This window comes from Balneatrix alpica DSM 16621, from assembly GCF_000619885.1.
Classification (GTDB): domain Bacteria; phylum Pseudomonadota; class Gammaproteobacteria; order Pseudomonadales; family Balneatricaceae; genus Balneatrix; species Balneatrix alpica.
In genome coordinates this window covers 1-21,243 of the sequence record NZ_JHUZ01000015.1, presented here as the reverse complement: position 1 = coordinate 21,243, position 21,243 = coordinate 1, and the positions used below count along the sequence as shown (strand labels likewise).

At 51.1% G+C, this 21,243-nt stretch carries 19 protein-coding genes; 7 read left to right on the top strand and 12 right to left on the bottom strand.

Annotation, left to right across the window (positions count from 1 at the left end; translation table 11 throughout):
• Positions 1 to 9: 9 nt before the first annotated feature.
• The 10 genes from mnmC to Q334_RS0107580 all read right to left on the bottom strand — a co-directional run bounded on the left by mnmC (position 10) and on the right by Q334_RS0107580 (position 9,874).
• Positions 10 to 1,857: a bifunctional tRNA (5-methylaminomethyl-2-thiouridine)(34)-methyltransferase MnmD/FAD-dependent 5-carboxymethylaminomethyl-2-thiouridine(34) oxidoreductase MnmC gene (gene mnmC / locus Q334_RS0107630; RefSeq protein ID WP_027312683.1), complete on the bottom strand. Its 1,848-nt coding sequence runs from the start codon at positions 1,855 to 1,857 to the stop codon at positions 10 to 12.
• Positions 1,854 to 2,174, bottom strand: coding sequence for a hypothetical protein (locus tag Q334_RS0107625; RefSeq protein ID WP_027312682.1), 321 nt, complete (start codon positions 2,172 to 2,174; stop codon positions 1,854 to 1,856). The genes mnmC and Q334_RS0107625 overlap by 4 nt, the downstream gene beginning before the upstream one ends.
• A 71-nt stretch (positions 2,175 to 2,245) precedes the next feature.
• A complete protein-coding gene (locus Q334_RS0107620) occupies positions 2,246 to 2,794 on the bottom strand; it encodes a peptidylprolyl isomerase (protein WP_035461116.1) in 549 nt (182 codons plus the stop codon).
• Positions 2,794 to 3,093 (bottom strand): YciI family protein, encoded by a 300-nt coding sequence (locus Q334_RS0107615; RefSeq protein WP_027312680.1) that lies wholly within the window; start codon positions 3,091 to 3,093, stop codon positions 2,794 to 2,796. The genes Q334_RS0107620 and Q334_RS0107615 overlap by 1 nt, the downstream gene beginning before the upstream one ends.
• A 2-nt stretch (positions 3,094 to 3,095) precedes the next feature.
• Complete coding sequence (locus tag Q334_RS0107610; protein WP_027312679.1) at positions 3,096 to 3,650, bottom strand: septation protein A; 555 nt, start codon at positions 3,648 to 3,650, stop codon at positions 3,096 to 3,098.
• A 10-nt stretch (positions 3,651 to 3,660) separates the two neighbouring features.
• Complete coding sequence (locus Q334_RS0107605) at positions 3,661 to 3,987, bottom strand: YqcC family protein (protein ID WP_027312678.1); 327 nt, start codon at positions 3,985 to 3,987, stop codon at positions 3,661 to 3,663.
• Between the two features lie 33 nt (positions 3,988 to 4,020).
• Positions 4,021 to 4,668: a TIGR04211 family SH3 domain-containing protein gene (locus tag Q334_RS0107600; protein ID WP_027312677.1), complete on the bottom strand. Its 648-nt coding sequence runs from the start codon at positions 4,666 to 4,668 to the stop codon at positions 4,021 to 4,023.
• Positions 4,669 to 5,012: 344 nt separating this feature from the next.
• A complete protein-coding gene (locus Q334_RS18415) occupies positions 5,013 to 6,530 on the bottom strand; it encodes a SpoVR family protein (RefSeq protein WP_035461114.1) in 1,518 nt (505 codons plus the stop codon).
• Positions 6,527 to 7,807, bottom strand: a complete 1,281-nt coding sequence (locus Q334_RS0107590; protein WP_027312676.1) for a YeaH/YhbH family protein — start codon at positions 7,805 to 7,807, stop codon at positions 6,527 to 6,529. Before Q334_RS0107590 ends, Q334_RS18415 begins: the two co-directional genes overlap by 4 nt.
• Before the next feature lie 144 nt (positions 7,808 to 7,951).
• Positions 7,952 to 9,874, bottom strand: a complete 1,923-nt coding sequence (locus Q334_RS0107580) for a PrkA family serine protein kinase (RefSeq protein ID WP_027312675.1) — start codon at positions 9,872 to 9,874, stop codon at positions 7,952 to 7,954.
• A 335-nt stretch (positions 9,875 to 10,209) separates the two neighbouring features.
• Between Q334_RS0107580 and Q334_RS0107575 the strand changes: the two genes are divergently transcribed.
• Positions 10,210 to 10,977, top strand: coding sequence for a DODA-type extradiol aromatic ring-opening family dioxygenase (locus Q334_RS0107575; RefSeq protein WP_027312674.1), 768 nt, complete (start codon positions 10,210 to 10,212; stop codon positions 10,975 to 10,977).
• Positions 10,978 to 11,044: 67 nt separating this feature from the next.
• On the opposite strand, the gene Q334_RS0107570 is transcribed toward Q334_RS0107575, so the two are convergent.
• Positions 11,045 to 11,539, bottom strand: a complete 495-nt coding sequence (locus tag Q334_RS0107570) for an Lrp/AsnC ligand binding domain-containing protein (protein WP_035461112.1) — start codon at positions 11,537 to 11,539, stop codon at positions 11,045 to 11,047.
• Positions 11,540 to 11,698: 159 nt separating this feature from the next.
• Between Q334_RS0107570 and Q334_RS0107565 the strand changes: the two genes are divergently transcribed.
• From Q334_RS0107565 to alr, 3 genes are all read left to right on the top strand, one after another.
• A complete protein-coding gene (locus Q334_RS0107565; RefSeq protein ID WP_027312672.1) occupies positions 11,699 to 12,955 on the top strand; it encodes a D-amino acid dehydrogenase in 1,257 nt (418 codons plus the stop codon).
• 60 nt (positions 12,956 to 13,015) lie between these two features.
• Complete coding sequence (locus tag Q334_RS0107560; RefSeq protein WP_027312671.1) at positions 13,016 to 13,399, top strand: RidA family protein; 384 nt, start codon at positions 13,016 to 13,018, stop codon at positions 13,397 to 13,399.
• Between the two features lie 84 nt (positions 13,400 to 13,483).
• Positions 13,484 to 14,560 (top strand): alanine racemase, encoded by a 1,077-nt coding sequence (gene alr, locus Q334_RS0107555; protein WP_027312670.1) that lies wholly within the window; start codon positions 13,484 to 13,486, stop codon positions 14,558 to 14,560.
• Between the two features lie 86 nt (positions 14,561 to 14,646).
• Here alr and mqo read toward each other — a convergent pair whose 3' ends face one another.
• Positions 14,647 to 16,134, bottom strand: a complete 1,488-nt coding sequence (mqo, locus tag Q334_RS0107550; protein WP_027312669.1) for a malate dehydrogenase (quinone) — start codon at positions 16,132 to 16,134, stop codon at positions 14,647 to 14,649.
• Between the two features lie 554 nt (positions 16,135 to 16,688).
• Between mqo and Q334_RS0107545 the strand changes: the two genes are divergently transcribed.
• The 3 genes from Q334_RS0107545 to Q334_RS0107535 form a co-directional block, all read left to right on the top strand.
• Positions 16,689 to 17,507 (top strand): EI24 domain-containing protein, encoded by an 819-nt coding sequence (locus tag Q334_RS0107545; RefSeq protein WP_027312668.1) that lies wholly within the window; start codon positions 16,689 to 16,691, stop codon positions 17,505 to 17,507.
• 103 nt (positions 17,508 to 17,610) lie between these two features.
• Positions 17,611 to 18,978 carry a nucleotide 5'-monophosphate nucleosidase PpnN gene (ppnN, locus tag Q334_RS0107540; RefSeq protein ID WP_027312667.1) on the top strand — a complete coding sequence of 456 codons (1,368 nt, stop codon included), beginning with the start codon at positions 17,611 to 17,613 and terminating at the stop codon, positions 18,976 to 18,978.
• Positions 18,979 to 19,168: 190 nt separating this feature from the next.
• Positions 19,169 to 21,243, top strand: a 2,075-nt coding sequence (locus tag Q334_RS0107535) for a retention module-containing protein (protein ID WP_027312666.1), incomplete at its 3' end; no start/stop codon positions are given.

Here is a 21,243-nt window from a genome sequence, read left to right as displayed (position 1 = left end):
GGCCAAGAGCTAAGGCTGGTAGCGTAGGGGGGAAAGCGCCTCACTCAGCTCGCGCGGGACGGGGCTGGGAGCATGACTTAGCTGGCTAGTAATGATTTCCGCTGCCAGTGGAGCGGTGATTAATCCCTTGCTACCATGTCCCAGGCTAAGGAATAGGCCAGGTTGAAGCTCGCCCACCAGAGGAAGGTGATCTGGGGTAGTGGAGCGTACGCTGGCGCGGCCTTGCTGCAACTGCAGAGTTTGGCAGCTGTCATACCAGTCCGGCAGCATTCGCCCTAAGCGGGCCAGGTTTTCTTGCTGGTCCGCTTCTACCCATTCCGCTTCACTACGACTTCGGTCGAAGCTTGCACCAAAACAGTAGTGATTATCGCGGGCAGGGCTAATGTATCCTTCCTGGCAAATAACCTTTACTGGGCCGGGTTGGGGCAGTTGCTCAACCTTGGCATAGCTCACCTGTCCCCTAATCGAGCCTAGGGGCAGAGATTGACAGGGGACAAAGGCGGTAGCGGCGCTGGCATTGCACACTACCAGGATCGGAGCCTGAGCAACGAGTTGCTGGCCCTGGAAGAGATGCCACTGACCTTGATGGAACGTAATGCGGCTGATCAAACTGTTGTAATGGCAGCGGATACGGTCATGTTGCAGCAAACGCTGGCAGAAGCGAGGTGGATTGACCCAGCCTGCCAGTGGGTAATACAGACCGTCCTGGTTGAGGCTGATCTGGGCAAGTTGGCTGGCCTGTTCTGCCTCAACTGCATGTACAAATTCATGAGGGTAGATGCCGCTGCTAAGTGCTGCCAGCTGGCGTTGACGATCCTTTTCATGCAGAGCGAGCTGAATCACCCCACATTCTTGCCAGCTCTGGCCTTGCTCATCGGCTAAATGTTGCCGTAACAGGTGTCGGCTATAGAGTAGGCCTTGGCAATGCAATTGGCTGCTGAGATTGACAAATTTGGGCAGCTTTAAATAGAGCACTCCTTGCGGATTACCGCTGGCACCTTGCGCTGGGGCTGGGGCTTGCTCATAAACCTCAACTTGCCAGCCTGCCTGTGCTAATGCGTGGGCACAGCTGGCACCGGCAATCCCGGCACCAATTATCAGAGCTCGCTGAGGTGTGTGGGTCTGAGTTTGCATCTCGGCCTGGAAATGCCCCCGCAGCATATCCCGTTTGTGACCAAAACCTGGCACTTTTTCCACTTGAAAACCAACAGCCTGTAAGCCGCGTTTGACGATACCGGCAGCGGTAAAGGTGCTGAAACTGGTATGGGCATGGCTCAGACGGGCCAGCTGTTGGAACAGCTCAGGCTGCCACATTTGCGGATTCTTGGCCGGAGCAAAACCATCTAAAAACCAAGCATCAACCTGGGCATCCAGGCGTTGGTAGGACTCAATGGCGTCCCCCAGCATTAGTGTGAGGGTGACGCGGCCCTGGTCGAATTGCAGACGATGAAAACCGGCTAGATTGCAGGGGTAGTGCTGCAGTAGTGGGGCGCTCAACTCAGCTAGTTCGGGCCATAAGGCTAAAGCCTGTTGCAAGTCAGCCAAGCGTAATGGAAATTTTTCCACACTGACAAAGTGTAAACGTGCTTCGGCAGGAGCAAGTTGGCGCCATAGCTGCCAGGCACATAAAAAATTCAAACCCGTACCAAAGCCGGTTTCGGCGATGGTGAAATGACGCAGATCCGCTTGTTGCCAGCGCTGGTGGAGATGGTTTTGTTGCAAAAACACGTACTGGGTTTCTGCTAAGCCGTTTGCGCGGGAAAAATATACATCGCCAAACAGGGCTGATTCGGGGCGGCCTTGCTCATCCCAGTTTAGCTGGGCCGGCTCAAGTGCGCTGGAAGTAGCTGAGGTCATAACAGGCTTTCAAGAAACAGGCGGGTTTGGGGAGCAAGATGATTGAAGGCAAGCACCACTTCCACCTGGGGGTTGTTGCTTAAGAAGAGACTGCTGCGATATTCACAATCAAGAGTTAATTCCTGGCGTCGGCCTAAATGATTAATCGCAAATACCTGCAGCTTAATCTGTTCACCGGGCACGAGATTGTGCTGGAGCTCAACGTGAATATCTTGCAGTGAGAATGAACGTACTCGCCCAACTAAGGTTGGTTGGGCAGGACGTTGTACCAGGCATTTCCAACTGGCACGTGCACGAGCAAGGGCACCTGCAGGCATAGTCAAACCTATGTGTAGGATCGATGCATCCTGGCAAGGGAAGAACAGCCTTGTTCAAGCGTCATACGTTGTTAATTGGTTAGGCGTTCAACCGCAGTAATGATCACCGGCTCAACAGGTACATCCTGGAAGTAGCCTTTACGGCTGGTTTGTACCTGACCAATGGCATCCAGAACATCCATTCCCTCAACAACGCGACCAAATACAGCGTAGCCATAATCCCGTACACCATGATCCAAGAAGGGGTTATCGTTGAGGTTGATGAAAAACTGGCTGGTGGCGCTGTCTTTATCCTGACGACGGGCCATAGAGAGAGTGCCACGCAGATTTAACAAGCCATTATTAGCTTCATTGCTAATAGGTTCATGGGTTGGCTTTTGCTCCATCTCTTCGGTAAAGCCACCCCCTTGAATCATAAAACCTGGAATAACCCGGTGGAACAGGGTGCCGGTATAGAAGCCTTCGTCTACATAACGCAAGAAGTTGGCAACACTGATCGGGGCTTTCTGTTCATCTAGTTCAGCAACCAGGGTTCCCAGGTTGGTGTGGATTGCTACCTTTGCAGCCCAAGCTTGCAAAGGTAGCAGGCAGGCCAAGATGACGGTGGCAAGTAAACGCATTAGGGCAGCACCTTTTTGAAGGGTTTGACGGTGACTTTGGCGTACACGCCGGCGCTGATGTAGGGGTCAGCATCCGCCCAACTTTGCGCATCCGTCAGTGACGGAAACTCGGCTACCACCAGGCTACCGCTAAAGCCAGCACTGCCGGGATCTTCCGTATCAACAGCGGGGTGAGGACCAGCCAGTAATAGGCGTCCTTCTTGCTTTAGTTGCTGCAGACGTTCCAGATGAGCCGGGCGGGCGGCTAAACGCTTGTCCAAACTGTTGGGCACATCTTCACTGATGATGGCGTAAAACATGCTTAGTCTCCTTGGCTGGGCTGGCTGTCAGAAGGTAAGTGGCGGGCGAGGTAAAAGCCCTGGGCCAGAATAAATACCAGAGTCAGTCCCAACATGCCAAATAACTTAAAGTTCACCCATACCTCTTCACTGAACTGATAGGCCACAACGAGGTTGAGGATACCCATCGCCACAAAAAACAGCATCCAGGCGAGGTTAAGACGCTGCCAGACGGCGCTGGGGAGCTGTAATTGAGCACCCATGAGCTGTTGGATAACCGGGCGTTTGGTAAACAATGGCACGATTAGGAAGCCCGCAGCAAACAGCCAGTTCACAACTGTCGGTTTCCATTGAATAAAGGTTTTGTCTTGGAACACCAGGGTGGCGCCCCCTAGTAGTATCACCAACACCAGGGTCACTATCTGCATGGTTTCTACTTTACCCTGGGTTTTCCAGCTATATAGCATTTGTACCAGGGTAGCTGGAATGAGCACGGCAGTAGCGAGCAGAATGTCGCCGGTCATCTTATAGACCGCGAAAAAAATCAGTATTGGGATAAAGTCGAGCAAGAGCTTCATCGCATCACCCTCAGAGTTGGTTGATGGCGTGATCTAAACGCCCTAGCACATTGATAATCTGGGTTACATCGGCGCGGTAGTCTTTGAAGGACTCTTCTGCCATGGGTTGAATCGCGCAGTTTGCGGGCAACTTGGCATGGGCGTCCAAAATGGCCTGCATACGGGGAATAAAAATCCACTGCAACCATTGCTCTAAAGACATCAGATCACAGCAGAAGGGAGCCTGACTGTTCATGGCTTCTTCACTGGGGGGCTCAGCGCTCCAGAGATTCGCGTGTTGCAGTGCTTGCTGTAAGTCCTGCAGGCCTTGATAGACCTGGGTGCGGGTATCAGACATCGTTATTCCGTTCGAGTAGAGGCTTGCGCTTCATTAGCTGCGTTTGCGCCGGCTGATCCAGGCCAGAATAAAGCCGGCGAGGATACCGATCAGAACACTGACCGAGCCAGCCAGGAACCAGTTCCAGTCGAAGTGTCCGCCTGCTTTCTGCGTTTTTTGCAGTTGTTGTTGGACATCATCAAGGCGTAGCGCCATTTCTTGCTTGCTGGTTTCCCAAGTTTGCATGTCTGCTAGCTGAGCATCGACTGACTGTAGGCGTTCTGCTAGTTCAGTGCGGGCGGTTTCGCTTTCACTAAGTTGTTGCTGCAGATTGTGATGCTGGCTCTGCAGGCTTTCCAGCTGTTGTTGCAGACTGTCACGGTCTGTCTGTAATTGCTTTAACTGGCCTTCCAGGTTATCGATCAGGCTGCGACTGGCGGGAGTTTCCATCAGGAAGTAATTTGGCAGCCAGCCCTGATTACCCGAGGCTGTCTGAACCTTGGTGAACTGGCCCCGTTGCTCCAGTACTTCAACGGCCTCGCCGCTTTTTAGCCCCCGTTCAACAATGCTGGAGTTGGTTGAAGGCGTTGCGCGAATGGCAACATATTGCACATCAGAGATGTAACGGGTTTCGTTCTCAGCCATGGCGGTTGGGGAGAACATTAGCAAAAGGCTGAGTGAGACAACTAAAGGGCGCAGCATGGCTGTTCCTTACAACACCTGAATCAAAGTTAAGGGTGGCTCCCGTACAGCTGCGACCAAGGTCGCAGTGGCTAATAAAAGTACAGCCTTGAAAACACTGAAAAATTCGGGAAGACCAGCCACTAAAAAAGTGCGTCTAGACTAGCCCAAAGTCAGCAATCTGAAAACACCTGAAATGCTTAGCGGTCGGCTTGTGTGGCTTAGCGAGCGGTTGGCAAAAGTTATCCCAAAAAACTGTGGATAAGTTTGGGAGTAAATCCCGTAAAACTGGAGCTAGCCTCCAGTATTAGGGCACCCTTGTCAGACTGGCCACAAAAACAACAGGGCCGGGTGGCCCTGTCAGGCTATTTCTTCGCTTTGCTGTCTTGCGGTGGGCAATGAAAGGTTTGGGTGACTTTGTCGTTGTCGAGGGTCTCTAGTACGACATCAAAGCCCCAGAGACGATGAACATGTTTGAGCATTTCCTCGGTGCTCTTTCCTAGCGGGCGGCTATTGTGTTGGAAGTGGCGCAGGGTCAGGGAACGATCTCCCCGAACATTAACGTCATAGATTTGAATATTAGGCTCGCGGTTGCCCAGATTGTATTGAGCCGCTAAGTACTCTCGCACTTTACGATAGCCCCCTTCATCATGGATAGCGCTGACTTTTAGGTTTACCTGCTTGTCATCATCAGTAATGGCAAATAGGTGAAAGTCACGGATCACTTTTGGCGACAGGTACTGCAAGATGAAGCTCTCATCCTTGAAGTTGCGCATTGCGAAGTGCAAGGCTTCCAGCCAGTCTGTACCGGCCAGCTCCGGGAACCAGTAGCGGTCTTCCTCCGTCGGTTTTTCGCAGATGCGCTTAATATCCTGATAGATAGCAAAGCCCAGGGCGTAGGGGTTGATACCACTAAAATAGGGGCTGTCGAAGGGGGGCTGATATACCACGTTGGTGTGGGACTGCAGGAACTCCATCATGTAACCATCACTGATCAGTCCTTCATCATAGAGACGATTCATAATGCTGTAGTGCCAGAATGTGGCCCAGCCTTCGTTCATAACCTGAGTTTGCCGCTGTGGGTAAAAGTATTGAGCGACTTTGCGCACAATACGCAGTATCTCGCGCTGCCAAGGTTCAAGCAGGGGGGCGTTTTTTTCAAAAAAGTAGAGAATGTTCTCTTCTGGCTCGGCAGGGAAACGTTTGCGCTTGCCACTACCATCCTTCTTCTCTTTGCGTGGGATGGTAGTCCAGAGCGAGTTGAGATGTTGTTGAATATATTCTTCTCGCTCTTGTAGACGTTTTTCTTCTTCCGCAGCGGAAATGGGGCGAGGGCGCACGTAGCGGTTAACGCCGTAATTCATCAGAGCATGGCAAGAATCAAGGGTTTCTTCGACAGCATCAACACCGTAACGTTCTTCACATTTACTAATGTAGTGTTTGGCAAAAATCAGATAATCGATAATGGCGCTGGCATCTGTCCAGGTACGGAACAGGTAGTTGTTTTTAAAGAAAGAGTTATGGCCATAGCAGGCATGGGCGACAACCAGGATCTGCATCAACATGGTGTTTTCTTCCATGAGGTAGGCGATGCAGGGGTTGGAGTTGATCACTATTTCATAGGCCAAGCCCATTTGCCCACGCTTGTAGCGTTGCTCGGTTTCTAGAAACTGCTTGCCATAGGACCAGTGATGATAGTTTAAGGGCATACCCACTGAAGAGTAGGCGTCCATCATTTGTTCCGAGGTAATAACCTCAATTTGATTGGGATAGGTATCAAGCTTGAACTCCTTGGCTATTCGGGCAATTTCCCGGTCATAAGCTTGGATGAGTTCAAAGCTCCATTCGGCGCCGGTGGTAAGGGGGGATTTTCTGGACTTCATGATACCTTCCTCCGGAACAATTCCCTGAAGACGGGATAGATATCGGCAGGGCTTTCAATGCGCTGCATGGCGAAGTAGTCGGGAAATTCCTGTTGTACTCGTTCGTATTCATGCCAGAGGTTCTGATGTGGGTTGGTGGTAATTTCCACATACGAGAAGTACTGCACTGCGGGAATTAAGTCTTTCACCAGAATTTTGCGGCAGTTAGCCGAGTCGCCATCCCAGTTATCACCGTCAGACGCCTGGGCCATATAGATGTTCCAGTCTGCTGGGGAGTAACGATCCTGGACAATATCCCGACACAGTTCCAGCGCGCTGGAAACAATAGTGCCGCCGGTTTCCCGGGAGTAGAAAAACTCTTCTTCATCCACTTCTTTGGCGCGGGTATGGTGACGTACAAAGACAACATCAACGGCTTTGTAATTACGCTGCAGGAAGAGGAATAGCAGCATGAAGAAGCGCTTGGCGATGTCTTTCGTTTCCCGCGTCATTGAGCCTGAGACATCCATAATGCAGAACATCACGGCTTTGCTGGAGGGTAAGGGAACCTTGACCATATTGCGGTAACGCAGGTCGATGGTATCGATAAAGGGCAGTCGCTTGATGTGCTTCTTAAGTGCCTCAATCTCTTCATCCAACTCCTGTACCCGAGCCTGTAAGGCTGCCGTCAGAGGGGGATTGGCTAGAATCTGCTCCTTTGCGGCCTTGAGTTCACGAATTTGACGGCGTTCTTTACCGGATAGCGCAACGCGGCGCGCATAGGCTGACTTAAGGGTGCGTACTACGTGCAGTTTCTCGGGCATACCATCATTGGTAAAGCCTGCATTGCGGTATTCGAAGGATTGGGACTCTTTCAGGTGCTTTTTCACCAGGTTAGGGAGCTCAAGGTCTTCGAAAATAAACTCTAAAAACTCATCACGATTAATATGGAAGGTGAATTCGTCTTCACCTTCACCACTGTTGCTGGCTTGGCCCTGGCCCGAGCCGCCACCACCACCGCCACCTGGGCGTTGAATTTCGTCCCCGGTAATGAACTCGCGGTTGCCGGGAAATACCCGATCTTCTACCCCGCCTTGACCATGGTGGAAGGTAGGTTCTGAGATGTCCCGACGCGGGATGGTAATGTCGGTGCCGCTATCCACGTCGGTGATGGAGCGGCTATTGATAGCATCCGCTACGGCTTCCTTGATGTGTTTACGATAGCGCCGTAGAAAGCGCTGGCGATTGACCGTGCTTTTATTTTTGCCATTAAGACGGCGATCGATAATGTAGGTCATGCCCGTCCTCCATGCCTTGGCGGAGTGTCATGGCCAGCTGCACTGGCTGAGCCAATGCAGCGCCTCTGGTGATCTTGCCTGGGCCAGCCGGGGATTCCTGGCGAAGGGGCTGGCCGGTTGAGGGGAGCAAGTGCTCCCCCGCCGTCATTGAGATTTACGAACGCGGATGTACCACTCGGACAGCAGGCGTACCTGTTTCTCGGTGTAGCCACGTTCCACCATGCGTTTGACAAACTCGTTGTGCTTCTTGTGATCTTCAGAAGAAGCCTTGGCATTAAAGGAAATGACTGGCAGCAGATCCTCGGTGTTGGAGAACATTTTCTTCTCGATCACATTGCGCAGCTTCTCATAGCTGAGCCAGGAGGGATTGCGGCCATTGTGATTGGCACGGGCACGGAGGACGAAGTTGACGATTTCGTTACGGAAATCCTTCGGATTGGAGATGCCCGCAGGTTTTTCAATTTTCTCCAGTTCTTCATTAATCGCCTGGCGGTCGAGAATGTCGCCGGTTTCAGGGTCGCGATACTCCTGATCTTGAATCCAGAAGTCGGCATAGGTGACATAGCGATCGAAGATGTTTTGACCATATTCGGAGTAAGACTCCAAGTATGCGGTCTGAATTTCCTTACCGAGAAATTCTATGTATTTGGGAGCCAAATACTCTTTGATGTAGCGCAGGTAGCGTTCCTGGGTGTCTTTAGGGAATTGCTGGCGTTCAATTTCTTGCTCCAGCACGTAGAGCAGGTGCACTGGGTTGGCGGCAACTTCCGCAGGATCAAAGTTAAACACCTTAGACAGAATTTTGAAGGCGAAACGGGTGGACAAGCCATCCATCCCTTCATCTACACCGGCATTATCTTTGTACTCTTGCAAAGACTTGGCCTTGGGATCGGTATCCTTCAGATTCTCCCCATCATAGATGCGCATTTTGGAGAAGACGCTAGAGTTCTCGGGTTCTTTGATACGTGATAGCACGCTGAACTGAGCCATCATAGCAAGGGTGTCAGGAGCGCAGGGAGCCTCACGCAGGGAGCTGTGTTCCAGCAGTTTTTGGTAGATTTTGACCTCTTCTGAGGTGCGCGTGCAGTAGGGTACCTTGACGATATAAACCCGATCGATGAAGGCTTCGTTGGTTTTGTTGTTTTTGAAGGTTTGCCATTCGGATTCATTGGAGTGAGCCAGAATGATCCCTTCATAGGGCAGGTTACCAATGGCCTCGGTGCCGTTGTAGTTGCCCTCCTGGGTGGCGGTCAACAGCGGGTGTAGCACCTTAATGGGGGCTTTAAACATCTCGACAAATTCCATGATGCCCTGGTTGGCTCGGTTAAGGGCACCAGAGTAGCTATAGGCATCAGGGTCATTCTGGGCAAATTCTTCCAGTTTACGAATGTCGACTTTACCCACCAGGCTGGAAATATCCTGGTTGTTTTCATCCCCTGGCTCGGTCTTAGCCAGGGCAACTTGATTCAGTCTTGAGGGGTAGAGCTTCACTACCCGGAATTGTTCAATGTCACCGCCGAACTCATGTAGCCGTTTGATTGCCCAAGGCGACATGATGCCTTTAACGTAGCGGCGGGCAATACCGTATTCCTCTTCAAGGATGGGGCCATCTTCTTCGGGGTTAAATAAGCCCAGTGGTGACTCGAACACTGGTGAGCCTTTAATGGCGTAAAAAGGGACACGCTCCATTAAGGCTTTCAGGCGTTCGGCCAGAGAGGATTTACCCCCACCGACAGGCCCGAGCAGATAAAGAATTTGTTTGCGCTCTTCCAATCCTTGGGCGGCGTGTTTGAAAAAGGACACCAGCTGCTCAATGGCTTCTTCCATGCCATAGAACTCATCAAAACTGGGATAACGTTTGATTAGTTTGTTGGAGAAAATGCGTGATAAGCGGGGATCCTTCGAGGTGTCCACCAGTTCAGGTTCACCAATCGCCATCAGCATGCGTTCAGCCGCGCTGGCATAAACACTCGGATCCTTTTTGCATAGATCCAGATATTCCTGCAGGCTGAACTCTTCCTGGCGGGTGGCATCAAAGCGCTGTTTGTAACTGTTGAAGATGCTCATAACTTAACCCTTCCCTTCCATTTAAGTCGGTTCTAGCCGTCAGGGCCTTCACATGCGGCTCCCGGCGACGTCCTCGTCTTGATGTTTCTATAGGTGTTGGCGCGCGGCTTATCAATCCGACTTGGGATAAATTCTTAATGCTTGGCTGCTTTGTCGTAGCAGGATCTGCAGTTGACGGTAAAAGGCTGTTTTTTTGGTGTTTTTTATCAATCAAAGGGAAGGATGGATGAAGGTTATTGTTTCTAAATGGGAATGAATGCCTTGGTTTTTTTGCTGATTCTCAGTGTGAATGGGGGGAATTAAGCTGGTTACAGTTATTTGCAGGTGAGGTTGATATGTTACCCAGCTTTTTTATTTCCCATGGCGCGCCAACGCAGGCGCTGGCGGAGGATGTGACCACTGCATGCTGGCGTAGTCTCTTTCAGTCGTTACCGGCGGTACGCGCTGTGTTAGTGATGAGTGCACATTGGCCGACGCGACAACCTGTGCTAGGGAGCAGTGTCCAGCCTCAGCTGATTTATGACTTTTATGGTTTTCCGCCGCCGTTGTATCAGCTGCAATGGACGGCACAGGGAGATCCACTCTTGGCTCAAGCGCTGGTGGAAAGTTTGCAACGCCAGGGTATTCCTGCGCAAAGCCAAGAGCGGGATTTAGATCATGGTATCTGGGTGCCCTTACGTACGGCTTTAGTTGGTAAGTCTTGGCCGGTGATCCCGCTCTCTGTGCAGCCTCAGCAGGATGCTGCCTGGCACTATCGCTTGGGGCAGGCCTTAGCGGCTTGGCGTCAGCAGGGGGTGCTTATTATTGGTAGTGGCGGCGCTACCCATAATTTGGCTGCGTTGGATTGGCAGGCGAAGGATGAGACTGTACAGCCAGATACACTGGCATTTGAGGCTTGGTTAGCGGATTTTGCTGACATGGCAGATCCAGTTGGGATGCTGGATGAGTTACCGCGGCTACCTGCTTTTACCAGTCAGCACCCAACGGCGGAGCACCTTTGGCCGTTCTTTTTTGCCGCCGGTGCGGGTGGGCAGGGGCGGCGTATTCATCAGCGTGTGCAGATGGGCAGCTTGAGTCTGAGTGCGTGGCGTTTTGGTGATTAACTACTGACAACCAGCAGCGAGGCGAGCGGTGAAGATCATAGCGCTCGCCTTTTATTTTCTGGGGATGTCAGCGCTTCAGCTCAGGCACATGCAGGCTGCTGCTCTCTTTGACCTCTTCCATCACCACATAACTACGGGTATGGCTGACCCCCGGTAGTTTTTGCAGCAGTTCCCCCAGGAGTACGCGGTATTCGGACATCTCGCCAATGCGGGCCTTGATCAGGTAATCGAAGTTCCCCGACACCAGGTGACACTCCATGACATGGGGGAGGCGCATCACTTCGCGACGGAAGTCTTCAAAAACGGTAGGGCTGTTATAGGTCAGGCTGATTTCGACAAAGACCAGCAGGCTGGCATCAAGTGCGCGAGGGTTCAGGTGGGCGTGATAACCCAGAATAATGCCGTCCCGTTCCAGCTTTTTTACCCGCTCCATGCAAGGGGTGGTGGAAAGACCTACCTGGTTGGCCAGATCAACATAAGAAAGGCGGGCATCATCCTGCAGGGCACGGAGAATATTGCGATCAATGCGGTCAAGCTTACGATCTATGGCTTTGCTGCTCATGCACAGTTTTTCCCACTACTAATTTGTGAATATCAGGATGAATATCTGAATATTTTGCAAAAACGTAAAAAAATCATCTGCCACTCTGGCTATACTAGCCCGAAATTTGACCTATGTCATGACGCTTTGGGCAGCGACAGCTGAGTGGAGTAAAGAATAATGAAAGTAGTCGTTCTGGGCGCAGGTGTGATCGGTGTTACTCATGCTTATTACTTGGCAAAAGCCGGGCATGAAGTCACAGTGATTGATCGTCAGGCCGCCGCCGCGATGGAAACCAGCCATGCTAACGCCGGCCAGATTTCTCCTGGCTATTCTGCTCCCTGGGCCGCTCCAGGTATCCCTGTCAAAGCAATGAAGTGGCTGACACAGAAACACGCACCGTTGAAACTGCATCCGCAAATGGACATCACCATGTGGAAGTGGATGGTGCAGATGCTGGCAAATTGCTCGGAAGCTGCCTATGCCGTGAATAAGGAGCGGATGATGCGGTTGGCTGAATATAGCCGTGACTGCTTTATCGATCTGCGCGCTGAGCTGGGTATTCGTTATAACGATCGTCAGCAGGGCACCTTGCAGATGTTCCGTACTGAGCAACAGGTGGCTGCCTCTAAGAAGGATATTGAGGTGCTGGAGCGCTGCAATGTTCCTTATGAAGTGCTGGATATGGATGCCTGTATTGCCAAAGAGCCCGCGTTGGCTCGAGTGCGTAATAAGTTTGTCGGTGGTTTGCGCTTGCCTGGTGATGAAACCGGTGACTGTTTCGAGTTTACCCAAAAGCTGGCCACCTTGACCGAAGGGTTAGGGGTTAAGTACCTGTTCAACACCGATATTAAAGCGTTACAACAGCGTGATGGACGCATCAGTGCAGTGCAGACCAGCCAGGGGGCAATTGAGGCTGATGCCTTTGTGGTTGCAATGGGCAGCTATTCGCCCTTCCTGTTGGCAGATGTTGGGGTGAAGGTGCCGGTTTACCCAGTGAAGGGGTACTCCTTGACTGTGCCTATTACCAATGCTGATGCAGCACCGGTATCCACGGTGATGGATGAAACCTATAAAGTGGCGATTACGCGCTTTGAGGATCGCATCCGGGTAGCGGGTACGGCTGAACTCTCTGGTTATAATCTGGAGCTGCGTGAGCCTCGCCGTGAAACCATTGCGATGGTGGTGAGCGATGTCTTCCCTGATGGGGGGGATGTCAGTCAGGCGGAGTTCTGGACCGGATTGCGTCCAATGACTCCCGATGGTACCCCCATTGTTGGCAAGACTGGTATTGCCAACCTCTTTATTAACACCGGGCACGGTACTCTGGGCTGGACCATGTCCTGCGGCTCCGGCAAGTTATTGGCAGATATTATCAGCCAAACGAAAACCGACATTGATCCTACTGGTTTAGACGTCACTCGTTATCCGCAGTGATGGACTTGAATCGAAGCGGCTATAATGCCGCTTCCATCCCCACAATAAATAGGACAGTACATGAGCAACAAAAGCATTATCTCTACTGACAAGGCACCTGCAGCGATTGGCCCTTATTCTCAGGCAGTGAAAGTGGGTAATCTGGTGTTTCTGTCTGGTCAGATTCCGCTTGATCCTGCCACTATGGAAGTGGTTAAAGACTCTTTCGAAGCCCAGGCTGTGCGTGTATTTGAAAACCTGCAGGCGGTTGCTGAAGCTGCGGGTGGTAGTCTGGCAGACATGGTGAAGGTCAATATCTTCCTGACTGATCTGTCTAACTTTGCTGCGGTAAACGAAGTGATGCAGCGCTACTTCAATGCTCCTTATCCTGCTCGTGCGGCTATTGGCGTTAAAGAGCTGCCCAAGGGTGTGGATGTAGAAGTAGAAGGCATTATGTCTCTGTAATAGGGATTGCCCGATTACAGCTGCTGAATAGGTAGCATCTAACACTGGAGGGCTTGCCCTCCAGTGTTGTTTCAGGGGTGGAGTATGCGTGCGTTACGTGCGGAAGTGGATTTAAACGCCATTCGACATAATTACCGTTTGGCGAAGGCGCAGTCGCCACAGTCGAAGGCAGTGGCAGTGGTCAAGGCCAATGCTTATGGCCATGGTGCGGTACGAGTTGCTCAGGCCTTGGCGGCGGAGGCAGATGCCTTTGGGGTGGCCTGTATCGAGGAGGCATTGGAATTACGTCAGGCTGGTATCAGTCAGCCGATCTGGTTACTAGAGGGAATTTTTGCTGCCGATGAATTGGCTTTGGTGGAGCAACATCAGCTCAGTATGGCGGTACATTGCCCAGAGCAGCTGAGTTGGATTCTCGCTTATGACTTTAGTCAGCCTGTCGATATGTGGCTGAAGTTGGATTCCGGCATGCATCGTTTGGGGTTTGATCCCCATTCTTACCGCCAGGCTTTCCAGGCTTTACAAGCCTCGGGTAAGGCCAGGGTGCTAGGAAAAATGACCCACTTTGCCCGCGCGGATGAGTTGGATCATGATTACACCCGGAAGCAGATCGAGCGTTTTATGCAGGTCTGTGAGGGGCTACCAGGGCCGGTCAGTTTGGCGAACTCGCCAGGTACACTAGGCTGGCCTGCAGCCCATGGTGACTGGTTACGTCCAGGCTTGATGCTTTATGGCATCTCTCCGTTTGAAGTCGCCCATCCGCGAGCGGATCAGCTGAAACCTGCCATGCGCTTGGTGTCAGAGTTGATTGCGGTGCGTGAGTTGGGGGTAGGAGAACCGGTGGGTTATGGTGGCCGTTTTGTCACGGATAAGCCAATGCGCATCGGTGTGGTGGCGTTGGGGTATGGTGATGGCTACCCTCGTCAGGCAAAGGATGGTACGCCTGTGCTGGTGAACGGGTGTTTGACGCGTTTGGTGGGACGGGTGTCGATGGATATGTTGACGGTGGACCTGACCGATCTGAATGAGGCTAAGGTCGGGGATGAGGTGGTGCTCTGGGGGGAACAGTTGCGCACCAATCAGGTTGCGCCTTATTGCGATACTATTCCTTATGAATTGGTTACCAAGTTGACCCGTCGGGTGCCCGTGCACTATAGCGAATAAAAAGTCAGCGAGTAAAAAATCTGTTTTGCTTATAAATATCCCCGCTATGGCGGGGATATTTATTGGCGGTGACAATGCTAGAGCAACTAGATAAGTTGCAGCGTTTTGCTGGTGGCCGTGCTGATTTCGCGATACAGCTCGGCATCTTCTTTCAGTGCACTTTCTCGTGCCGGGAAAATTTCTGCTAGTTTGCTGCGCCATTCATTGCTCTGGTAGCGTTCATTAAAGCAGCGCTCCAATAGATTGAGCATGACCGAGACCGCTACTGAGGCGCCAGGGGAGGCACCAAGTAGGGCTGCGATGCTGCCATCTTGGGAGGAGACTAGCTCGGTACCGAACTGCAGAATGCCGCCTTTCTTCGGATCCTTCTTAATGATTTGTACCCGCTGGCCAGCGACTTCCAGGCGCCAATCTTCGCTCTTCGCTTGTGGATAGAACTTACGCAATGCCTGCAAGCGCTCTTCGGGTGACTGCATTACTTCTTTTATAAGGTAACGGGTCAGGTCCATGTTGTCTTTGGCAACGGCAAGCATGGGCTTAAGATTGTTGAAGCGCACTGACAGGGGTAAGTCTAAGAAGGAGCCATGACGCAGGAACTTGGTGGAGAAGCCGGCAAAGGGGCCAAACAGTAAGGAGGTTTGCCCATCGACTACACGGGTGTCCAAGTGAGGGACAGACATCGGTGGCGCCCCTACTTCGGCCTGGCTATAAACCTTGGCCTGGTGATGCTGGACGACTTCTGGATTATCACAGCGCAGCCACATGCCACTGACCGGGAAACCACCAAAGCCTTTGCTTTCGGGGATGTCGGACATTTGCAGCAAGGGCAGGGCGCCTCCGCCTGCACCGAGGAAGACAAAGCGTGCTTTGACTTCGCGATGTTCACCTGTGCCGGTGTGTTTGATGCCAATGCGCCAACCCTCTGCGCAACGTTCTATCTCATACACTTTTTGGTTGTATGTCACCAAGGTGCCATCCAGAGTACTGACGTAATTCAGCATCATCTGAGTGATAGCGCCGAAATTGACATCCGTGCCGTTGTCGCAATAAGTAGCGGCGACCTTTTCATCAGGATTGCGACCGGGCATGGTTAGCGGCATCCACTTGGCCAACGTCTCCTTGTCCTCTGTAAATACCATGGACTCAAAGGCGTGGTGTTGGCGTAGTACCTCATAGCGTCGTTTCAGGAAATCAATGTCCTTTTCGCCGCGAACAAAGCTGATATGGGGAACCTGGTTGATAAAGTTGCGCGGCGCGCCGAATCCTTCCTTCTGGCATAGATAGGCCCAAAGCTGCTTGGACACTTCGAACTGAGTGTTGATATGCAGTGCCTTGGTAATATCGATCTTGCCATCTGCGCTATCGGGGGTGTAATTGAGCTCACATAGGCCTGCATGGCCAGTCCCGGCATTATTCCAGGGATTGGAGCTTTCCACTGCGCCTGTCTCGCGTAACTCGGCAATCTCCAGGGTGAGACTCGGATCCAGCTCTTTCAGAAGGACTGCCAATGTGGCGCTCATGATACCGGCGCCTACCAGCATCACGTCCACAGTTTGGGTTTCGTTTTGCGCCATTGCTCGCCACTCTCTTTTGAAGTGTGAAAAAAATTTTGCATGCTCTTGTGGAGGCATGCATCAGACTCAGACGTTATGGGCAATCCCTGGGATAAAGGGAGAGCCGAACGCTCAAGCTGATAAAAGAGGGCATCCCGGTGGGAATGCATTGAACATCTCTCTGCAGGTGCGAGGACAAAATTGTCTACAATTTTTTGTCCTTTCGGCTAAACCTGGCAGGAGTGTCCTTATTGTTAGCCGGGGCGCGATTATAGCGTGTCGCGCTGCAAAATTAACTACCTCTACGACTATTTCATAAGAGAAAGTGTGTATTTGCAGCTAGTTGATGGGGCTTTCAAGGATTCCCTCAGAAGCACAGATGCAGAAAAAGATGGCAGCCTTATGACAGCTTACTAAGCGACGGGAGTGTCGACAGCTTGTGCTAAGTTGGCGCCTTTGGTTTGATTTTGGAGTAAAACTGTCATGGTCTGGATTTTGGCTTTATATCTAGCCATTGGGCACAATGGGCTGAGCTAAATGCGCCCTTAAGTTTAATGAGAGTAAAGGAGAGCGGTATGGGGTGGGAGCAGACGACTACCCGGTCCTCGGCATTGTTACCTGTGGTTTTGCAGGATCTATTCTCAGGCCCCATTTTGATGAGGGCGCTGTTACCCTTTTTACTGGGATTGGTTCTGACTCTGATCGTCTTGTTATGGGGAGGTGTCATTCTGGTGGGAGCTGGCGTGACCTGGTTGGGAGAAAGCACTAATCCGGAAATGGTGGTTGCTAACGCTGAGGCTTGGTTAGAGCAAATACCGATTATTGGGGTACTGTTAGCGATTTTGGCCAAGGCCATTCTTGGTTTACTGATCTCTTTTTTGGGGGTGTTTGTCTTGGGTGAAGGCATGGTGCTAATGGCAATGCTGGTAACCGCTTTTTTAACCCCGGGCATCGTGCGCTATATCCATCGCCGCCACTACTCCACCAGGCCCTTGCAGACGCACGGCAGTTTGTTGCATTCGATTATGAAGGTGGTTGGGAAAACGCTGTTATTAATGCTGGTGTTAGTGCTGTCACTCCCGGTTTTATGGATACCTTTGCTTAATTTGCTTTGGTTTAAACTGGTATTTTTTCTCTATTTTCGTAGCCTGCTTTTGCAGGATGTGGCAGAAAACTGCTTGAGCGAGCAGGGGTATCGCGCCTGTAAAGGGTTGTTGAATATGCCTGTGCTCTGGGCTACAGCGGTGGTGTACTCACTTAGTTTTATTCCTGTAATGAATTTGTTTGTGCCTATTGTCGGGGTTGTGGTGCTAACCCACTTATTGTTACGTGAGCAGCACTCCTTGGGTTGGCAGATAGGGGATCTGGATGCTTCATCAAAGTTAATTAAATAAATGATTTTCTTGCTTTTTTAAGTAGTGCCCGTAGATAAATAAAGTAAATAACAGGGCCGAGGTGTTGGTCCAAGCATCCTGAGAGATGCTAAGGGGAAGGAAAATGGACAAGGTAGCTAAAGCGATCGTCACACCAGAAGGCAATATGGATGTGTTGTCGCAATATGAAGTACAGCAGTTGCAAGATATGAGCGATGGCGGCTTACACAAGATTTTTCGCCAGTGCAGCCTGGCTGTCTTGAACTGCGGTAGTGAAATGGATGACACCCAAGAGGTGTTGGAGCTATTTAGCGACTTTGATATTCGCGTGGTGCAGAAGTATCGCGGGCTCAAGCTGGAGATTGAAAATGCTCCGGCCCATGCGTTTGTTGATGGTGAAATGGTAGTCGGGATTCGTAATAACCTTTTCTCGGTGTTGCGCGATATCGTTTATATCCACGGTGAAATGGCCTCTAACAGCCAGCTGAGTGTGGCGGATTCCCAGGCAATCACCAACACCGTATTCCATATTCTGCGCCATGCTGGGGCTTTTCGCCCGCGTATCAAACCGAACACAGTAGTCTGCTGGGGGGGGCACTCCATTGGTCGCGAAGAGTACAACTACACTAAAAAGGTCGGTTATGAAATTGGCCTGCGGCGTTTAAATATCTGCACGGGTTGTGGCCCTGGCGCGATGAAAGGGCCAATGAAGGGAGCTAATATCGCTCATGCTAAACAGCGTGTTGCTGATGGTCGTTATATCGGTATCTCTGAGCCGGGTATTATTGCTGCCGAGTCACCGAATCCGATAGTCAATGAATTGATCATCATGCCGGATATTGAAAAGCGCTTAGAGGCCTTTGTGCGCTTGGGGCATGGTATTGTGGTCTTCCCTGGGGGGGCGGGCACAGCGGAAGAGATCCTCTACATTCTGGGGATTTTGCTGCACCCCGAGAACAAACATTTACCTTTCCCGTTGGTCTTTACCGGACCAGCCAGTGCTGCGGAGTACTTCAAGCAGATTGATGACTTTATCGGTAGTACTTTGGGCAAGGAGGCGCAAAAGCGCTATCAAATTATCATTGATGACCCCGCAGCCGTTGCTCGGGCTATGCGTGAAGGTATGCAGCAGGTAACGGATTTCCGCAAACTGCATAGTGATGCTTATCACTTTAACTGGATCATCAAGATTGATGAGCAGTTCCAGCACCCCTTTGATCCCAGCCATGAAAATATGGCGGCGCTGGACTTGCATCATGAACAGGAATCCTGGCTGCTTGCAGCTAACTTGCGCCGCGCCATGTCAGGTATTGTGGCGGGTAATGTGAAAGAGTACGGCATCCAGGCGATCAAAGAGAAAGGCCCCTTTGAGTTAAGTGGGGATGCCAGTCTGATGGCGCGTTTGGATACGATGCTGGAGTCCTTTGTTGCTCAGCGTCGAATGAAGTTAAACGCTGAAAAATATGTGCCCTGCTATAAAGTAAAACGCTAAAGCTCATTTAGCTGACGAAGGCCGCCATTTGTGCGGCCTTTTTATTTAATTGTGGCAAAAGGTACTTTGGTACCTTGAGCGAAAAGGGCTAAGTGTCTTTAGTTAGGGGTAATCATTTATAACGACCTAGCTGCACCCTCTATTTTGCTCACTTAAGTGAGTCACTGCAGCAGGTCTAAAGGAGACAATTATGGCTGCAGTAGGTCGAGTTACTACCCTTATCGGGCAAGTTACCGCTAAAGGCGCGGATGGTCAGGAGCGTGTGCTGGCACTGGGGGATGTTATTAACAGCGGCGACATGCTGCAGACCGGTGAGGGCGCTACTGTTGTCGTACAGTTTGATGATGGCACTCGGCTTGATCTGGGCAGCAATGATATCGCATTGATTGATAGCTCGGTTTACCAGGGTATTCCTCCCGCCGCTGATATTACCGATGCAACAGCGGATGTTGACGCTATCCAGGCGGCGATCTTGGCGGGTGTGGACCCGACAGCGATTGCCGAGGCAACTGCAGCGGGTAATGCCCCAGCAGCAGGGCAAGCTAATCCCGATGGCGGTGGCGGTATCTCCAGCGTTAGTATTCAGCGTTTAGGCTTAGAGGGTGAGCCCAACGCCGGATTTGATACTACTAATCAGCAGCAAAACTCAGGTAGCAGTGCTGAAGATACGATAGATATTATCTCAACTGTTGATATGTCTGGACCAGCTACAGTCCGGGAAGACATCGGTAGTGTTGAATACACCCTGACACTGGATCAGGCAAATCCAAGAGATATCACGGTTACTATCGCCATTGGCCTTGAGGGTGATACCGCACTACGGGGTAGCGATTATGGTAGTAGTGTCAGTTTTGTCACTGTGGTGATACCTGCAGGTTCATTGACTGCAACCTTTACACTGCCCATCCTTGATGATGCCTTAGTAGAGAATGGTGAGTTTTTCACCGTTTCCATTGTTGATGTCTCCACCGGCGGTCAGGCCGGAGTCAGCCAAGTGGCCACGACGATTACCGATGATGTTGCGCCAGGTACTGGAGTGCAGCCAGGTGCAGAAGATACGGTCACCTTCACCCTTGAAGGGCCAGCAGAGGTCATTGAGAGTGACCTAACCGCAGCCTACACTGTGAAGCTCAGCCAGCCTGTCCCTGAAGGAAAGGAAGTGGTGGTTTCGTTCAGCTACTCTGGCACCGCTATTGACGGTGCCGACTTCACAGGTGTAGCCAGTATTGTCATTCCTGGAGGGCAGCAAGAAGCATCCTTCAATATCCAAACTTTGGACGATGCCTTTGTCGAGCTGAATGACCAATTTGTGGTTGCCATCAGTTCTATTGATGCGTCTACCGTCTTTGAAAATACAGCCGTGGTTGGTGAGCCGGTCACTACCCGTATTATTGATGACGTTCCTCTACGGACGCCGGGCGCTGAAGACACCGTAAGCATTGATTTTTCTGGCCCAGCATCGGTAATTGAAGGCGAAGTCACCAGCAACTACAAAATTGAGCTCTCCCAAGCTGTTCCTGCTAACGGCCAAGCCGTTACCCTGGAGCTGGAATACTCAGGTAAAGCTCAGGATGGTGTAGATTTTACTGGGGTGAAAACCGTTGTCATTCAGCCGGGAAGTAGCTCTGTTGAGTTTTCCATTGCGACCATCGATGATCCTTATGTAGAAAACGCAGAAAGCTTTACCGTTACATTGAAATCTTCTTCATTAAGTTCTGTTTTTGAGAATGTTGCGGTTATCAATGACAGCGTTGTTACTCAAATCGTTGATGATGTACCTGGTACTCCTCCTGGGGTTGAAGATACGGTGTTTGTGGACATCGCGGGCGTATCAACGTTAACTGAAGGGCAAAGTGGAAACTATACAATTTCACTTAGCCATGCCGTACCTACAGATTCAGCTCCCATCACAGTCAATTTACGCTACTTTGGAACAGCCACAGATGGGCAAGATTATAATGGTATTGGGTCTATTACTATCCAACCTGGACAGGCTGGCCAAATATTTACCATTCAAACACTAAATGACTCTATCAAAGAGCTTCCTGAACAATTTACGATTGAAATTACTTCAGTTAATGCTTCTGCAACATTCGAAAATGTATCAATCAGAACTCCACAAGTTACTACTCAGATATTGGATGATGATGAAAGTGGAGTGACGGTTAGCCAAGCGTTAGATCCAAATGGCAGCACCATCCAAGAAGGCGAATATGCCATCTTTACCGTCAATGTTAGCGGTGCGGCCACCGGTAGCACCCTGAA

Coding starts and splice junctions, on each gene's coding strand:
- Q334_RS0107610 (WP_027312679.1), bottom strand. CDS start 3,650: ATGAAGCTCTTGCTCGACTTTATCCCAATACTGATTTTTTTCGCGGTC.
- Q334_RS0107590 (WP_027312676.1), bottom strand. CDS start 7,807: ATGACCTACATTATCGATCGCCGTCTTAATGGCAAAAATAAAAGCACG.
- alr (WP_027312670.1), top strand. CDS start 13,484: ATGCGTGCGTTACGTGCGGAAGTGGATTTAAACGCCATTCGACATAAT.
- Q334_RS0107565 (WP_027312672.1), top strand. CDS start 11,699: ATGAAAGTAGTCGTTCTGGGCGCAGGTGTGATCGGTGTTACTCATGCT.
- mqo (WP_027312669.1), bottom strand. CDS start 16,134: ATGGCGCAAAACGAAACCCAAACTGTGGACGTGATGCTGGTAGGCGCC.
- Q334_RS0107575 (WP_027312674.1), top strand. CDS start 10,210: ATGTTACCCAGCTTTTTTATTTCCCATGGCGCGCCAACGCAGGCGCTG.
- Q334_RS0107605 (WP_027312678.1), bottom strand. CDS start 3,987: ATGTCTGATACCCGCACCCAGGTCTATCAAGGCCTGCAGGACTTACAG.
- Q334_RS0107580 (WP_027312675.1), bottom strand. CDS start 9,874: ATGAGCATCTTCAACAGTTACAAACAGCGCTTTGATGCCACCCGCCAG.
- Q334_RS0107600 (WP_027312677.1), bottom strand. CDS start 4,668: ATGCTGCGCCCTTTAGTTGTCTCACTCAGCCTTTTGCTAATGTTCTCC.
- mnmC (WP_027312683.1), bottom strand. CDS start 1,857: ATGACCTCAGCTACTTCCAGCGCACTTGAGCCGGCCCAGCTAAACTGG.
- Q334_RS18415 (WP_035461114.1), bottom strand. CDS start 6,530: ATGAAGTCCAGAAAATCCCCCCTTACCACCGGCGCCGAATGGAGCTTT.
- Q334_RS0107625 (WP_027312682.1), bottom strand. CDS start 2,174: ATGCCTGCAGGTGCCCTTGCTCGTGCACGTGCCAGTTGGAAATGCCTG.
- Q334_RS0107570 (WP_035461112.1), bottom strand. CDS start 11,539: ATGAGCAGCAAAGCCATAGATCGTAAGCTTGACCGCATTGATCGCAAT.
- Q334_RS0107620 (WP_035461116.1), bottom strand. CDS start 2,794: ATGCGTTTACTTGCCACCGTCATCTTGGCCTGCCTGCTACCTTTGCAA.
- Q334_RS0107615 (WP_027312680.1), bottom strand. CDS start 3,093: ATGTTTTACGCCATCATCAGTGAAGATGTGCCCAACAGTTTGGACAAG.
- Q334_RS0107560 (WP_027312671.1), top strand. CDS start 13,016: ATGAGCAACAAAAGCATTATCTCTACTGACAAGGCACCTGCAGCGATT.
- Q334_RS0107545 (WP_027312668.1), top strand. CDS start 16,689: ATGGGGTGGGAGCAGACGACTACCCGGTCCTCGGCATTGTTACCTGTG.
- ppnN (WP_027312667.1), top strand. CDS start 17,611: ATGGACAAGGTAGCTAAAGCGATCGTCACACCAGAAGGCAATATGGAT.